General features: G+C 68.4%; 13 protein-coding genes. 2 read left to right on the plus strand and 11 right to left on the minus strand.

Annotation, left to right across the window (positions count from 1 at the left end):
* Positions 1-23: 23 nt before the first annotated feature.
* The 10 genes from AC5P9C_RS04420 to AC5P9C_RS04465 form a co-directional block, all read right to left on the minus strand.
* Positions 24-1,424 carry an aspartate aminotransferase family protein gene (locus AC5P9C_RS04420; RefSeq protein WP_005408663.1) on the minus strand — a complete coding sequence of 467 codons (1,401 nt, stop codon included), beginning with the start codon at positions 1,422-1,424 and terminating at the stop codon, positions 24-26.
* A gap of 65 nt (positions 1,425-1,489) precedes the next feature.
* Positions 1,490-2,206, minus strand: coding sequence for an MtnX-like HAD-IB family phosphatase (locus AC5P9C_RS04425; RefSeq protein WP_343542386.1), 717 nt, complete (start codon positions 2,204-2,206; stop codon positions 1,490-1,492).
* A gap of 168 nt (positions 2,207-2,374) precedes the next feature.
* Positions 2,375-3,583: a DegT/DnrJ/EryC1/StrS family aminotransferase gene (locus AC5P9C_RS04430; RefSeq protein ID WP_343542384.1), complete on the minus strand. Its 1,209-nt coding sequence runs from the start codon at positions 3,581-3,583 to the stop codon at positions 2,375-2,377.
* Between the two features lie 10 nt (positions 3,584-3,593).
* Positions 3,594-3,992 (minus strand): DMT family transporter, encoded by a 399-nt coding sequence (locus AC5P9C_RS04435; protein ID WP_053462503.1) that lies wholly within the window; start codon positions 3,990-3,992, stop codon positions 3,594-3,596.
* Entirely contained in the window at positions 3,989-4,348 is a 360-nt protein-coding gene (locus AC5P9C_RS04440) for an EamA family transporter (RefSeq protein ID WP_014646430.1), read from the minus strand. The genes AC5P9C_RS04435 and AC5P9C_RS04440 overlap by 4 nt, the downstream gene beginning before the upstream one ends.
* A gap of 1 nt (position 4,349) precedes the next feature.
* Entirely contained in the window at positions 4,350-5,186 is an 837-nt protein-coding gene (locus AC5P9C_RS04445) for an alpha/beta hydrolase (protein ID WP_130768595.1), read from the minus strand.
* An 81-nt stretch (positions 5,187-5,267) separates the two neighbouring features.
* The gene (locus AC5P9C_RS04450) at positions 5,268-6,647 is read right to left on the minus strand and encodes an ATP-binding protein (protein ID WP_164688204.1); all 1,380 of its coding nucleotides are present in this window, start codon (positions 6,645-6,647) and stop codon (positions 5,268-5,270) included.
* Complete coding sequence (locus AC5P9C_RS04455) at positions 6,644-7,327, minus strand: response regulator (protein WP_049464871.1); 684 nt, start codon at positions 7,325-7,327, stop codon at positions 6,644-6,646. The genes AC5P9C_RS04450 and AC5P9C_RS04455 overlap by 4 nt, the downstream gene beginning before the upstream one ends.
* A gap of 132 nt (positions 7,328-7,459) precedes the next feature.
* Positions 7,460-8,584 carry a metallophosphoesterase gene (locus AC5P9C_RS04460; RefSeq protein ID WP_343542376.1) on the minus strand — a complete coding sequence of 375 codons (1,125 nt, stop codon included), beginning with the start codon at positions 8,582-8,584 and terminating at the stop codon, positions 7,460-7,462.
* 73 nt (positions 8,585-8,657) lie between these two features.
* The gene (locus tag AC5P9C_RS04465; protein ID WP_329851190.1) at positions 8,658-9,107 is read right to left on the minus strand and encodes a winged helix-turn-helix transcriptional regulator; all 450 of its coding nucleotides are present in this window, start codon (positions 9,105-9,107) and stop codon (positions 8,658-8,660) included.
* A 78-nt stretch (positions 9,108-9,185) separates the two neighbouring features.
* Here AC5P9C_RS04465 and AC5P9C_RS04470 point away from each other — a divergent pair, with 78 nt between their 5' ends.
* A complete protein-coding gene (locus AC5P9C_RS04470; protein ID WP_064237951.1) occupies positions 9,186-10,400 on the plus strand; it encodes an MFS transporter in 1,215 nt (404 codons plus the stop codon).
* Between the two features lie 95 nt (positions 10,401-10,495).
* On the opposite strand, the gene AC5P9C_RS04475 is transcribed toward AC5P9C_RS04470, so the two are convergent.
* Positions 10,496-11,911 (minus strand): GGDEF domain-containing protein, encoded by a 1,416-nt coding sequence (locus AC5P9C_RS04475; RefSeq protein WP_343541871.1) that lies wholly within the window; start codon positions 11,909-11,911, stop codon positions 10,496-10,498.
* Positions 11,912-12,198: 287 nt separating this feature from the next.
* Between AC5P9C_RS04475 and AC5P9C_RS04480 the strand changes: the two genes are divergently transcribed.
* Positions 12,199-14,448: a FepA family TonB-dependent siderophore receptor gene (locus AC5P9C_RS04480; protein WP_206631604.1), complete on the plus strand. Its 2,250-nt coding sequence runs from the start codon at positions 12,199-12,201 to the stop codon at positions 14,446-14,448.
* Positions 14,449-14,516 lie beyond the last annotated feature (68 nt).

A 14,516-nucleotide genomic window follows, 5' to 3' on the forward strand; every position in this document is an offset into this window, starting at 1 on the left:
CGGGAACCGGCGGCGCACCGGCCTCAGCCCTTGGCCTTGGTCAGCGCCTGGTCGAGCAGGGTGATGGCCAGGTCGATCTCTTCGTAGCTGATGTCCAGCGACGGCGCGAAGGTGATCACGTTCTTGTACCAACCACCCACATCGAGCACGAGGCCCATGCGCTTGCCGTCGTGCAGCAGGTCACCGGCCAGGCCGATGTCGACCATGCGGTCCAGCAGCTCCTTGTTCGGGGTGTAGCCGTCGGCCTGGCAGATCTCGGCGCGCAGGGCCAGGCCCAGGCCGTCGACGTCGCCGATTTCCGGGTGGCGCTTCTGCAGGCCACGCAGGCCGTCGAGGAAGTAGGCGCCCTTTTCCGGCACGGTGCGCTCGTAATCCATTTCCTTGCCCAGCTTCAGCACTTCCAGGCCCAGGCGGGTGCCCAGCGGGTTGGAGTTGAAGGTGGAGTGGGTGGAGCCCGGCGGGAATACGGTCGGGTTGATCAGCTCCTCGCGCGCCCACAGGCCCGACAGCGGGTTCAGGCCGTTGGTCAGCGCCTTGCCGAACACCAGCACGTCCGGGGTCACGCCGAAATGCTCGATCGACCACAGCTTGCCGGTGCGCCAGAAGCCCATCTGGATCTCATCGACCACCATCAGGATGCCGTACTTGTCCAGCACGCGCTTGAGGCCGGTGAAGAAGTTGCGCGGCGGGATGACGTAGCCGCCGGTGCCCTGGATCGGCTCGACGTAGAACGCGGCGTACTCGGCCTGGCCGACCTTGGGATCCCACACGCCGTTGTACTCGCTTTCGAACAGGCGCTCGAACTGCCACACGCAGTGGTCGGAATACTCGTCCGGGGTCATGCCCTTCGGGCGACGGAAGGGGTACGGGAACGGGATGAACATCGCACGCTCGCCGAAGTGGCCGTAGCGGCGGCGGTAGCGGTAGCTGGAGGTGATCGACGATGCACCCAGGGTGCGCCCGTGGTAGCCGCCCTCGAAGGCGAACATCAGGCTCTTGCCGCCGCGCGCGTTGCGCACGATCTTCAGCGAGTCCTCAATGGCCTGCGCGCCGCCGACGTTGAAGTGCACGCGGCCGTCGAGGCCGAACTTCTCGTGCATGTCCACGGCAATGGTCTTGGCCAGCTGCACGCGGGTCGGGTGCAGGTACTGGCTGGCGACCTGCGGCAGGGTGTCGATCTGGTCCTTCAGGGCGTCGTTCAGGCGCTTGTTGCTGTAGCCGAAGTTGCAGGCCGAGTACCACATCTGCAGGTCGAGGTAGGGCACGCCCGCACCGTCGAACATGTAGCTGCCTTCGCCGCGCTGGAAGATCTTCGGCGGGTCGACGTAGTGGACGGTATCGCCGAAGGAACTGTAGCGGGCTTCGTCGGCCAGCAGCTGCGCATCGGAGGCAGCCGCGTCGGCGTTCTTGTCAAAAATGTTCATGCAGTTCGGTTCCGTGGAGGACGTTCGGAAGGGCGCAACAGGGGAGCGTGCGTGGAGGAGAGGGCTCAGGCGGTGGCCAGCAGCAGGGGCAGTGCGGCGGGCTGCGGGCTGGCGTCGAGGCGACGTGGCTGCAGCAGGCTGCCATCGAGCAGGCGCGGCAACAGCGCGATTGCATCGTGGAAGGTATCGATGGCGGCATGCGCGATGCCGGCATTCGTGCAATGGGTGATCAGGCGGCGCTTGGCGAACACGAAGTCGGCATCTTCAGAGACGCAGAAGTCCGAGCTGCCGTCGCCGATCATCAGCACGCGGGGGGCTTCGTTGGCGCGCGCCTGCGCAGCGCAGGTGCACTTGCAGGTCCCGCTGCGGCACCCTTCGGCCTGGTAGGGCGACTCCAGTTCCCAATGATCTTCGCACCAGCGCAGGTGGTTGGCCACCACCGGCAGCGGTGGCAGACCATGGTTGGCAAGGATGCGGTGGATCGCGTAGTCCAGGCCGTCGCTGACGACGCGCAGCGGCAGGCCCAGCTGTTCGGCGCGGCTGACGAAGGCCGCGAAGCCCGGATCGATCTGCACCTGGTCCAGGTGCGCGTCGAGCGTGGCCGGGTCCAGCTTCAGCAGCCGCACCTGGCCCTGCATGCATTCACGCGAGCCGATCACGCCCGATTTCCACTGCTCTTCCAGCGCCTGCCAGCCGGGCTGACCGTACTTTTCCAGCAGCGAGTCGATGACATCTTCCAGGCTGATGGTGCCGTCGAAGTCACACAGGATGCTCCAGCGCATGGGCAGGTCCGTCGATGAGAGAAACGTCCGGCACGATGCCGGGGCAGGCTCAATGTAGGCAGGCCGCCTTTCGTGTTCCTTTCCTGTTGAAAGCCTGCACCGCAGGCGGGGGAAAGTGTTCAGGAATCGCGCTTGCTGAACGGGCGTAATGCCCTGGAAACCGCGGTTTCAGAGCTGCGCAGCGGCCAGCGCCCGCAGGATCTCCGCGGTTTCCTCAGGGGTCTGCCAGGCGCTGTTGCCGACGGTCAGCATGCGTGCGGCGAAGTCACGTGCGTTGGGCATGTCGTCCTGCGGCACGACGCCGCGCAGGTAGGCGTAGTCGGGCAGGGCATGGATGAACATGCGGCTGGCGCCAAGGCCGCGCGGCCACAATGCGTCCAGTGCGGCATCACGGGCGCGTTGGCTTGGCATCAACAGCATCAGCATCGGCCAGGTTCCGCCGGTACCGGCCAGGCCGTCGACCACCTCCACCGCCGGCAGCTGTGCCAGCTGCACACGCAGCTGCAATGCGCGCAGGCGCCCGGCCTGCAGGAACGCAGGCAGCCGCCGTGCAGCGTGGGCGCCGATGTTCTGCCGCCATTGGCTGACCCGGTGCTGCGGTATGTCCAGCGGGAAAATGTCACCGACCGCCTCTTCCAGATCACCGCGCTGCAGCGCGTTGCGCAGTGGATTGCCGTACACCAGCGACAGCAGCGAGGGGCGGTAGCAGGCGGCAAGGCCCAGCAGCTGCACGCTGCGCAGCAGCTCCCAGCGCAGGCTGGAACGCACCTGTTCTGCGGCATGCTCGGCCAGCGCGGCCCGCAGCTCGTCATCGCGGCTGACCAGCAGGCCGCCTTCGTGCAGGCTCAGGCCCTTGCCGGCGGCCAGGCTGAAGAATCCGATGTCGCCACGCAGGCCGACGCTGCTGTTGCCGATCCGGGCGCCCAGCGCCTGCGCGGCATCTTCGATGACCCAGGCCCCGGCGCGGCGGGCGATGTCGCAGGCCCGTTCGACATCGGCGATGCGACCGCCGAGGTGGGTCGGCAGGATGGCCAAGGTGCGCGCATCGGCCAGGCGCGAGAGCTGTGCCGGATCAAAGTCGAAATGGCCACGGCGGGTATCGCACAGCTGCACGCGCAGGCCGAGGCTGTGTACCGCGATCGGCACCAGCGGGCAGGTGTAGGCCGGCAGGATCACGGTATCGCGCTTGGGTGCGCGCTTGCGCAGGGTGCGCAGCGCGATCAGCAGGGCATGGGTGCCGGAGCAGGTCAGCTGCAGCGGCGGTGTGCCGAGCTGGTTCGCCAGGATCTCGCGCAGGTCGCCGCCACCGGGCAGGAAGTCGCTGGCCCGCATCGGCAGGCCGGCCGTCGGCGGCAGTTCGCGCGCGAACAGGCTCATCGCCGCGCGCTCATGGCGTGCTTGCGGCGGGGCTGTGTGGATCGTCTGCTTCGGCGCGACCGAGGCAGACGATGCCGGCCACGATCAGGACCGCACCGACCAGGTGGTGCAAGGTCAGTGGCTCGTTCAACAGCCACGCCGACAGCAGCAGCACGCTGATCACTTCCAGGTGCGAGGCCGCGAATGCGGGGCCGATCGGCGCATGGCGCAGCAGGCTCATCCAGGTGAAGAACGCGCCGACGTAGCCCAGGATCGCGCCGTACACCCAGGGCTGCGACAGCACGCGCAGCAGCCAGGCGGTGTTGGCCTCGACCGGCAGCGCGGCATCGCCGGCATACTTGAAGCACAGCTGGGCCAGCGTATCGAAGGCCATCAGCAGCGGGAAGCCGATCACATACAGGCGCCTCATGAGCCGGCCCCCACCACCGCCACGCCCGCCGTGACCAGCAGCATGCCGGTCACCCGCAGCGGCGTGAGCTTCTCGCGGAACAGGATGCGGCCAGCGATCATCAGCGCAACGATGTTGATCGAGCCCAGCAGCACGCCCTTGGACAGCGGCACAAGTGACAGGAACGCGATCCAGGCGACGAACTCAAGCACGTAGCAGGCGATGCCGATCCACAGCCAGGGTCGGCTGAGCATGTGTTTCCAGCGTTGCAGTCCTTCGCCATCCTGCGGGTCGCTGGCGGCGGCCTTGAAGGCGAGCTGGCCACCGGTATCGAGCACGACATTGGCCAGCCACAGCAGCGTGGCAAGTGCCCCCATCTCAGGCCACCGCCTTGAGCACGCCGCTGCGTTCACCGATCCCGGTGAAGAAGCGCGCGCTGCGGCGGATCACCTCGCGGCGCTCGCGGTCGATCGTGATCATGTGGTAACTGTCTTCCAGTACCACCAGTTCCGCCGGGCCACTGACCCGCGACATCACCAGTTCGGCATTGCCCATGCTGGCCACGTCGTCTTCGCGGGCGTGCATCACCAGGCAGGGGGCGGTGACCTGGTGCAGGTGGCGGCGGGTCCAGATGCTCAGGGCGCGCATCTCGGCCAGTGCATGCCAGGGGTTGCCCGGGAGGCCGGCGGCCGCGCTGTCGCCGGACAGCATGGCGGCGCTGACCTGCGCGCGCAGGCGCTCGTCACGCAGGCCGTAGGGTGGTTCTTCCATGAACATGCGGTCGCGGCCGATGTTGAAGCGCTTGAACCACGGCAGCAGGAACGACAGGCGGGCCACGGCGGGAATGTTCCAGCCGTCGTAGCGGAACGTGGCGCCATACACACCGACCCCGGACACCCACTCGGGGCGGCGCGCGGCCAGCGCCAGCGACAGCACCGCACCCATCGACAGGCCCCCGACGAACAACTGGTCGACCTTGCCACGCAGGCTTGCCGCCGCGTCTTCCACGCCCTGGTACCACTGTTCCCAGGTGGTCGCCAGCAGGTCGTCCACGCTGCCGCAATGACCGGGCAGCTGCACGCCGTGTACGGTGAAGCCCGCGTTGTTCAGGCCCTTGCCGAGCATGCGCATTTCCGCCGGGGTGCCGGTCAGGCCGTGGACCAGCAGCACGCCCTGCGGGCCACCAGGGAGGAAGAAGTCATGCGATTGGGTCACCTGGCGGCTCCGGGGGCGGCAGTGGGGAAGGTCAGGATCGCAAGCGCGATTTTCACCAGCCTTTCAGCCCCCCGGTCCGGGTCAGGGGGCCTTCAGCAGCGGCAACGTGATGGCAACTTTCAGGCCACCACCGGCACGGTTGAGGAAGGTCAGGCGGCCGCCGAGGTGCTCCACCGCTTCATGGGCGATGGCCAGGCCCAGGCCGGTGCCGCTGGCGGTGGTGCCGGGGGCGCGGAAGAAGCGCTCACCCAGCCGCGGCATCACATCCTCGGGCACCCCTGGCCCATTGTCCTCCACGTACAGTTCGACGTCATTGTCGTCCAGCGCGTGCACGCCGACGGTGACGGTCGCATCGCGGCCGGCATAGCGCAGTGCGTTGTCGATCAGGTTGTCCAGTGCCTCCTGCAGCTGGGCACCGTTGCCCAGGATGCGCAGCGGCTGGGGACTGCCGCGGTACCCCAGATCAATGCCATCGCGGATGGCTTCGGGCACGCGCATCCCGACCCAGTGCGGCACCCGTTCGCTCAGGTCCAACGCTTCCACGGTTTCCGGAACGGTCTGCGCCCGGCTCAGCGCCAGCAGCTGGGTGCTGACCCGCGCGGTACGCTGGTTGAGGCGGCGGATGTGCTGCAGGGCCTCGCGTACCGTGTCCGGGTCTCCATGGGCCAGCGCCTGGTCCACGTGCAGGGCCATGCCGGCCAGCGGCGAGCGCAGCTGGTGCGCGGCGTCGGCGATGAAGCGGTTCTGCAGCGTGATCATTTCCGCCTGGCGGGCAAACAGGTCGTCGATGGTGCTGATCAGCGGCTGGATCTCCTCGGGTACATCGGCGTCGGAGATCGGTGCCAGTTCGCCCCGGCGCTGCGCCAGGCGGGTCCGCAACGGGGTCAGGATGCGCAGGCCGTAGGTCACGCCGAACCAGACCAGCGCGGCGGTTCCCAGCGCCAGCATGGTCATCAGCGGGATGATGATCATCAGGATCTCGCGCGCACGCTGGCGGCGGTCGGCCATGCTTTCGGCCACCGTCACCGCCAGCTCGTCCTGCGGGTCGTTCATCGCCCGCGTGCAGACAGTGGCCATGCGTACCTGCTGGCCGTTGAGCGTGCCGTCGTACAGTGCCGGATGCACGCCGGTGCAGTCCTGCGAAGGCGCATACGGGCTGAAGTCCGCATTGCCGCTGAGCGTGCCCTTGCGGCTGCTGTCGACGTTGAAATAGCGGTGGCCGTCGGGGTCGTACTCGATCAGGAAGCGCGCCTGCGGTGACAGATCGCTGGTCACCGGCATGGTGCTCAGCATCTGCGCGAACGAGTGCGTGTCGTCGATCAGGTTGCGGTCGTGGATGCGGTTGGAATAGTCCAGCGCAACGTAATAGGCCAGGATCGTGTTGAAGATGAGCAGGCCCAGCATCGGCAACGCCAGGAAGGCGAGCAGGCGCCGGCGCAGGCTCGGGGGACCGTTGATCACGGGGCGCTGTCGTCCTGTGCGTCTTCCAGCATGTAGCCCAGCCCACGCACGGTGCGGATGCCCATGCCACCGGGCTGCAGCTTGCGGCGCAGGCGGTGCAGGGCGATGTCCAGGCCGTTGTCGGTCAGGTCCTGTCCCCAGTCGCACAGGGCTTCCACCAGCTGCGCGCGCGACACAATGCGCTCGGCGCGTACCGCCAGCGCCGACAGCAGCCCGAACTCGCGTGCGGTCAGTTCCAGTGACTGGTCGTCGATCCACACCCGGTGCCCGGCCAGGTCCAGGCGCAGGCGGCCGATGCGCAGGTCCGGGGTGCCGTTGCTGGTGACCCGGCGCAGCTGTGCGCGCACGCGTGCTTCGAATTCGTCCAGTGCAAACGGCTTGACCAGGTAGTCGTCGGCGCCGAGGTCGAGCACGCGCACGCGCTCGGCCAGGCCGTCGCGGGCGGTCACCACCAGCACTGCCAGGCCATCGCCGCGCTGGCGCAGGCGTTGCAGCACGTCGCGGCCATCCAGTTGCGGCAGGCCCAGGTCCAGCACCAGCAGTGCGTACTGGGTCGAGCCCAGCGCGGCGTCGGCGTGCGCGCCATTGTCGACGTGGTCGACCACGTGCCCCTGCCGGCGCAGCGAGGCGCACAGGCCGGAGGCGATGTCCGGGTCGTCTTCAGCAATCAGTACGCGCATGCGCGGAGGCTCCTGTAACGGTCAGGCCCACCGGCTGGACGGGGCAGGCCTCTCGGCTGCCGAGGGTAGCCGCAAACCGGGGGAAGGTGGAGCGGGCCGGCACCTGCCGGCGCCGTCGCGCTGTCCTGCCATTCAGTCCTGCAGGCCCGGTTCACCGAGCGCCAGCGGCACCCGCGAGCCATCCAGCAGCCCACGACTGAGCACACCGTCGTCGATGAACAGCAGCTCGCCGTTCTCGCCGTTCTTGATGCTGCTGTCGATGGCGATCACGCGGTCACCGTGGAAGCTGCTGACGTGTGGCATCGAGGTATGGCCGACCACGATCCGCTTGAGCTGCAGCCGGTCAAGCACGGCCTGCACCCCCGCGGTGTCGAGGCGGCCGTCGAAGTAACCCCGGTACCAGATCGGGCTGGTCTTGCCGTCGTACAGCGGTGCGGTGGCCGGGTCCGCCTTCACTTCGGCCTTGGGCAGCCCCAGCGAGGCCTGGTAGGCCGCGTTGGTGCGCGCCGGGTCCAGCGCCAGCTGCACCGCTTCGGGTGAGATGCCGCCGTGCAGGAACAGGGTGTCGCCGATCTTCAACAGCACCGGGCGGGTGCGCAGCCACTGGCCGATCACCGAGTCCTTGCCGTACAGCTGCGGGTAGCTGCGGCCCAGCAGCTGGGCGCTGCGCAGGTACTTCGGGTTGACGTAGCGCAGGTCGTCGTACAGCACCATGGTCTCGTGGTTGCCGAGCACGAAGTGCACCGCACCGCCGGCGGCAGCGGCCTGCTGCTGCAGGCCATACAGCAGCCAGAAGGCTTCGGTGACCTGCGGGCCGCGGTCGAACACATCGCCGGCGACGACCAGCGTGTCCTTGCCCAGTGCCCAGCGGTCCTGGGCGTCGATGACCTGGTGGGCGCGCAGCAGGCGCACCAGCAGCCCGTACTGGCCATGGATGTCGGACAGCGCGACGATGCGCGGCGTGGCCGGCAGTACGGAAATCGAAGGCGCATTCGGCGCGGCCACATGCACGGTGTGCGCGTAGCCGCAGCGCGGGGCGATGTCGGTGCCTGCGGTCTGCGTGGCCAGCGTGCGCGATTCGACCTTGTCGGCGCAGATCCATTGGGCCTGCAGCTGGTCGCCCTGGCGGAACACATACGGGCCATCGGCCTGCACGTGGTCGGCGGGCGCGGCGACCTCGCGCGCCTGCGTGGCTGTCGCGCAGGCCAGCAGCGGCAGCAGCAGGGCGGTCAGCAGGGAAGGGCGAAAGCGCGGCATCGGCGGCATCCAGCGGCGGAAAGACCCGATGCTAACCGGCGCCGCCGCATCGCGGTGTGCGCGAATGGGCGGGTCAGGCGCCGCGCCCGTCGATCTTGAGTTTGCGCACACGCGTGGCGGCGGCCTGCAGGGCCTGACCGTCGCGCCCGCGCGGCTGCATGTACGGCAGCGGCCGCCGCGTCGCCGATTCGATCAGCTGCGAGTGGGCTTCGCCCGCCCCGAAGCGATGGCGCTCGCCCCATTGGCGCAGCGCCACCAGCAGCGGGAACAGTTCCTGGCCGGCGTGGGTGAGCACGTATTCCTGGTAGGCCGAGCCATCGGAGGCCGGTTGCAGTTGCAGGATGCCGGCCTCGACCAGTTTGCGCAGGCGATCACTGAGGATGTTGCGTGCCGCGCCGAGGCTCCGCTGGAAATCGCCGAAGCGGGTGATGCCGTCGAACGCGTCGCGGATCACCAGCAATGCCCAGCGGTCACCGAGCAGGTCGGCGCTACGGGCGACGGGGCAGGGGCTGTCGGCGTGCATGGCGGTCTCCGTTCTATGTGGTTGCAGTTTAAAACCAATGGAGCTAGCCTGCATATGGTTTCAATATGCAACCAGTACATGAATGCCATGCCGATTCCACGCTCCCTGCTGGTCTTGCTCGCGGTGGCCGCCGGTGCCAGCGTCGCCAATGTCTATTACGCGCAGCCACTGCTGGATCGGCTGGCACAGGCGTTCGCGCTGGAGCGGGCGGCAGCCGGTACCGTGCTGGCGGCCACCCAGGCCGGCAGTGTGCTGGCACTGCTGGGCGTGTTGCCGCTGGCTGATCGAGGGGACCGGCGGCGCCTGTTGCGCGTGCAGCTGGCGGCACTGGTGGCCGCGCTGCTGTGGCTGGCGGCGGCACGCACGGCCAGTTGGCTGTTGTCGGGCATGCTGCTGGTCGGGTTGTTGGGGACCGCGCTGACCCAGGGCTTGATCGCCTGCACGGCGGCGATGGCAGCGCCCGCGCAGCGCGGGCGCGTGGTGGGCACGGTGCAGGGTGGGGTGTTCATCGGGCTGCTGCTGGCGCGGGTGCTGTCCGGCAGCGTGGCGGCCATTGCCGGCTGGCAAGCGGTCTATCTGCTGTCGGCTGCGGTGATGGCGGCGCTGGCCGTGCTGCTGTGGCGGCGCCTGCCGGCCGTGCCGGCACCGGCGGTGCCGCCGCGTTGGGGCGAGCTGCTGGGCTCGATGCTGGGCATGCTGCGCGAGGACCGGACGCTGCGCGAGCGCGGTCCACTGGCCCTGCTGCTGTTTGCCGGCCTCAATGTGTTCTGGGCGGCGGCACCCTTGCCGCTGTCGGCACCGCCGCTGCACTGGTCGACGGCGGCCATCGGTGCGCTCGGTTTGGCCGGGGTGGCCGGTGCGTTGATGGCGGCGAGGGTCGGGCACTGGATGGACCGCGGCTTCGTGCATCGGGTCAGCGTTGGCGCGTTGCTGTTGATGCTGGTCGCGTGGTGGCCGCTGCTGGAGTTGCCGCAGTCGCTGCCGTGGCTGCTGCTGGGCGTGATCGTGCTCGACCTCGGCGGCCAGGCGTTGCATGTATCGAACCAGGCGCTGCTGCTGCGTGCACCGGGTGAGCAGCACGGACGCCTGGTGGCGCTGTACATGCTGTTCTACGCAGTGGGCAGCGGCGCAGGCGCGGCGGCCGGGCCCTGGATGCAGGCCCGGCATGGCTGGCCTGCGGTGTGCCTGCTGGGTGCCGGCATCGCGGCGCTCGCCCTGCTGTGGTGGGCCGCGTGGCAAGTGGGGGCGGTGAAAGCAGCGGCTGGCGCGCGAACCGGTAGAGTCGACTGTTAGTCGACTGCTCTTCGTTCCGACGGCGAAAAGCTCCGCGCTGCGCGCGATAGTCGACTGGCAGTCGACTCTACACCTGGGTTGCCGTCCGCGTCGGGCTACCGCTGCAATGCCCGCCGTCCCGGTGCTTCCTGTAGTGCCTCGCTGGCTACCACCACGCGGTTGCGGCCGCTGCGCTTGGCCTCGTACATCGCTGCATCGGCCCGTGCCATCAGCCGCTCGTAGTCCGGATGGCCGTCATGGCCAGCCACGCCGATACTGGCGGTCAGTGCCAGCACCTGGCCATTGGCCAGCGCAACGGGCGATTGTGCGATCTGCCGGCGCAGGCTCTCGGCGATCACGGTCGCCTGCGATTCGCTCGCCGCCACCAGCACCACCACGAACTCCTCGCCGCCATAGCGGAACAGGTAGTCGCTGCCGCGTGTCAGCTGGCCGAGCAGACCAGCCACGTGCTGCAATGCGCGGTCGCCGGCATCGTGGCCGTGGCCATCGTTGATCGCCTTGAAATGATCCAGGTCGAGCAGCAGCAGCGAGAACGGCGTGCGGTTGCGCGTGGCCAGCTCGATCTCCCTGCGCAGGACCGTGGGCAGGAAGCGGCGGTTGAGCAGGTTGGTCAGTGCGTCGCTGCCGGCGTCCAGTTCGCCGATGCGCTCGAACAGCAGCGTCATCAGGGTGCGGATGGCCGCCAGGTCCTCGCGGATGGCAGGCAGCACCGCCAGGCGCTGCGCCGGCTCATCGCTGCGTGCACGCTGGAGATGGCTGTCGATGCGGGACATCAACTGGCCGACCTGCTGGGTCTCGCTGCTCTCGCCGAAACTGGGAATCCCCTTGTGGGTGAACCACAGGCCGAATTCCGAGGTGGCCAGGCGGGCGCTGTCACTGGCCTGCACATGGCCGGCCAGCGCGTAGAGCAGGGTGTTCTCCCAGTCCAGCAGCAGTGCACGCTGGCGCTCGCGTTCGGCGCCGACGTTCTGCACCAGAGAGAACAGGCGGTATGCCGCATCGGCACGGGTAGAGCGCTCGCGTGCATGGGTGTAGGCCAGGGTCATGCCTTCCATGGCGATGTCCACGATCGCGCTGAGGCAGTCGATGGCGGCGAACGCGGTGGCACTGTCGGGCGCGTCGTCGCGCAGGCGCACGAACAGGTCGTGCTTGAGCACGCGCGCGCCGCGGGTGACCAGGTCGACCGGAATGCCGACCCGGGCATGCACATCGCCGATCACCCGTTGCGAGGCAACCGCGCTGGCAATGCCGTCGGCACCGGTGGTCAGCAGCTGCACCAGCCAGCGCTGCATGGCCGGCTGCAGGCGCTGCTTGACCTGGTCGTGGGACAGGAAGCGGCGCGCGCGCGGGTCCTGCAACAGGACGTCATAGAAGCGCTGGGCCAGCGCAGGTGGCGCATCGGCAGCGGCGGCGTGCAGCAGCGCGGTGGCGGTGGGGCCGGCCTGCAGCAGGCACTGCTGCCAGGCGTCGGCCAGCGGCTGGCTGGCGTCGTCCAGTTGGGGTGTTTCCACGTCGTTCTCTGACTGCGTACGGCAAACCACCGATATCGGCCGGGCTGGCGTGCGGTTGATGGCGGGTTGGCCCGCCAGTTTAAGCGTGATGCAGGCGCGTGCCGTGCGCGAAGCACATCGGCATCGCCGCTGCAATGAGTGAACGCATTTGAGAATCACTCGCATTGGTGGGAGAATGCGCGCACGGATCGGGCCGCAGGCGACTGCAGCGACGCTCCGCCTCCCTCCTCGTCGTTGCCTCAAGCCCTTTGCCAGAGGCCCCGTTGCCCTGCCAGAAGGTCCAGATCATGTCCCCTGCCGTTGTCCTTTCGCCGCGCCCGCTGGCGCTTGCCGTTGCTGCCCTGCTGGCCGGCAGCGCCCTGACCGCCCAGGCTGAAACCGACGCCACCGATATCGACACGGTGCATGTCACCGCTTCGCAGATTGCCCGCCAGGCGTTGGGCACCTCGACCATTACCGCCGAGGACATCGCCCGGCGCCCGCCGGCCAACGACATCGCCGAACTGCTGCGGACCATGCCGGGCGTCAACCTCACCGGCAACAGCGCCTCGGGCCAGTACGGCAACAATCGCCAGATCGACCTGCGCGGCATGGGTCCGGAAAACACCCTGATCCTGGTCGATGGCAAGCGCATCGGCGCGCGCGATGCCGTGCGCATGGGCCGCAGTGGCGAACGCAATACGCGCGGCGATACCAACTGGGTGCCGGCGGAAATGATCGAGCGCATCGAAGTGCTGCGCGGCCCGGCGGCGGCACGCTATGGTTCCGGCGCGTCCGGCGGCGTGGTCAACATCATCACCAAGCGCCCGACCGGCGACCTGACCGGCGCGGTCGACCTGTATGGCCTGGTGCCCGAGCACAGCGCCGAAGGCGGCAGCGAGCGCGTCGGCCTGCAGCTGAGCGGGCCGATGACCGACACCCTGTCGTTCCGCCTGTACGGCAACCTCAACAGGACCGACGCCGACTCACTGGACCTCAACCGCCAGTACGCGACCAACCCGAACGCGGTGCCGCCGGCTGGCCGCGAGGGCGTCAAGAACCGCGACGTCAACGCGTTGCTGCGCTGGGACGTGACCGCCGACCAGGTGGTGGAGTTCGAAGCCGGCACCAGCCGCCAGGGCAACATCTATGCCGGCGACCGCGCGGTCAGCACTACCGGTACCTCGACCGGCGTCGATCTGGCGGCGCTGGCCGAAGGCGAAGCGGAGACCAACCGCATGTACCGCACCACCGGCGCGATCACCCATCGTGGGCGCTGGGGCGATGTGACCTCGCGGGTGACGGCTGCGGTGGAGGCGGTCAACAACTCGCGCATCAACGAAGGCCTGGCCGGTGGCCCGGAGGGCAGCTTCAACGGCACCGACTGGTCGACCTCGCGCCTGCGCAACTACCAGCTGGATGGCGAAGTGAGTTTCCCGACCACGCTGGGCGGCGCCGAGAATGTCTGGACGCTCGGCTTCGAGTACCTGGACAGCCGCTTGACCGATCCCTATTCGATGAGCCAGTCCAGCAGCAGCGGCGGCGGCATCCCGGGGCTGTCGGCCGATCGTGCGCGTGGCAAGGCCGACGCGCAGACCACTGCGGTGTTCGTGGAAGACAACATCTACCTGGGCGAGCGCTGGATCGTGACCCCGGGCCTGCGCTTCGACCACCACAGCCAGTTCGGCAACAACACCAGCCCCAGCCTCAATGCGCAGTTCCGCATCAGCGGCGACTGGGTGGTGAAGGGCGGTATCGCCCGGGCATTCAAGGCGCCGAACCTGTACCAGTCCAATCCGGACTATCTGTACTACACCCGTGGCAATGGCTGCCCGAATGCACTGCCGAGCCTGGGCGCCGGCTGCTACATGCGCGGCAATGCGGACCTGAAGGCGGAAACCAGCCTGAACAAGGAACTGGGCGTCGAGTGGGCACCGCAGAGCGGCTGGCAGGCGTCGTTGACCTACTTCCACAACGACTACAAGGACAAGATCCAGGCCGGTTACACCCAGATTGGCCTGACCGCCGACACCAAGGGCCGCATCTTCCGCTGGGAGAATGCGCCGAAGGCGATCGTGCAGGGCCTGGAAGGCAACCTGGTGATCCCGTTGCTGGGCGAGCAGGGCAGCCGCCTGAAGTGGAGCAACAACTTCACCTACATGGTGGAGAACGAGAACAAGACCACGCGCCAGCCGCTGTCGGTGATTCCGAAGTACACGATCAACACCATGCTGGACTGGCAGGCCACCGACAGGCTGTCGCTGCTGCTGACCGGCACGTTCTACGGCAAGCAGGAACCGGCCACCGCCAACATCAACAATGATCCGCGCTGCACCGGCAGCTGCGATCCCTCGATCGCGCTGCAGGACCGGGGTGCCTACAACATCTGGGGCGTGAGCGCCCGCTACAGGGTGACCGAGACCGTCAGCTTCGGCTTCGGCGTCAACAACCTGGCCGACAAGCGCCTGTTCCGCGAGGCCAACAGCAGCGATGCCGGCGCGGCGACCTACAACGAGCCCGGCCGCGCCTACTGGGCCAGCCTGCGCTTCGGGTTCTGAGCATACGCAAGTGCAGATCTGCCGTGGCCGCCGGGTCCTGCCCGGCGGCACCGGTGCTGCACGCCTGC

The sequence above is a fragment of the Stenotrophomonas sp. YJH_SMC_10 genome (assembly GCF_059371555.1).

Bases quoted from the DNA above. Each gene is read 5' to 3' on its own strand.
- AC5P9C_RS04420 (WP_005408663.1), bottom strand. From the start codon at position 1,424: ATGAACATTTTTGACAAGAACGCCGACGCGGCTGCCTCCGATGCGCAG.
- AC5P9C_RS04425 (WP_343542386.1), bottom strand. From the start codon at position 2,206: ATGCGCTGGAGCATCCTGTGTGACTTCGACGGCACCATCAGCCTGGAA.
- AC5P9C_RS04430 (WP_343542384.1), bottom strand. From the start codon at position 3,583: ATGAGCCTGTTCGCGCGCGAACTGCCGCCGACGGCCGGCCTGCCGATG.
- AC5P9C_RS04435 (WP_053462503.1), bottom strand. From the start codon at position 3,992: ATGAGGCGCCTGTATGTGATCGGCTTCCCGCTGCTGATGGCCTTCGAT.
- AC5P9C_RS04440 (WP_014646430.1), bottom strand. From the start codon at position 4,348: ATGGGGGCACTTGCCACGCTGCTGTGGCTGGCCAATGTCGTGCTCGAT.
- AC5P9C_RS04455 (WP_049464871.1), bottom strand. From the start codon at position 7,327: ATGCGCGTACTGATTGCTGAAGACGACCCGGACATCGCCTCCGGCCTG.
- AC5P9C_RS04460 (WP_343542376.1), bottom strand. From the start codon at position 8,584: ATGCCGCGCTTTCGCCCTTCCCTGCTGACCGCCCTGCTGCTGCCGCTG.
- AC5P9C_RS04465 (WP_329851190.1), bottom strand. From the start codon at position 9,107: ATGCACGCCGACAGCCCCTGCCCCGTCGCCCGTAGCGCCGACCTGCTC.
- AC5P9C_RS04470 (WP_064237951.1), top strand. From the start codon at position 9,186: ATGAATGCCATGCCGATTCCACGCTCCCTGCTGGTCTTGCTCGCGGTG.
- AC5P9C_RS04480 (WP_206631604.1), top strand. From the start codon at position 12,199: ATGTCCCCTGCCGTTGTCCTTTCGCCGCGCCCGCTGGCGCTTGCCGTT.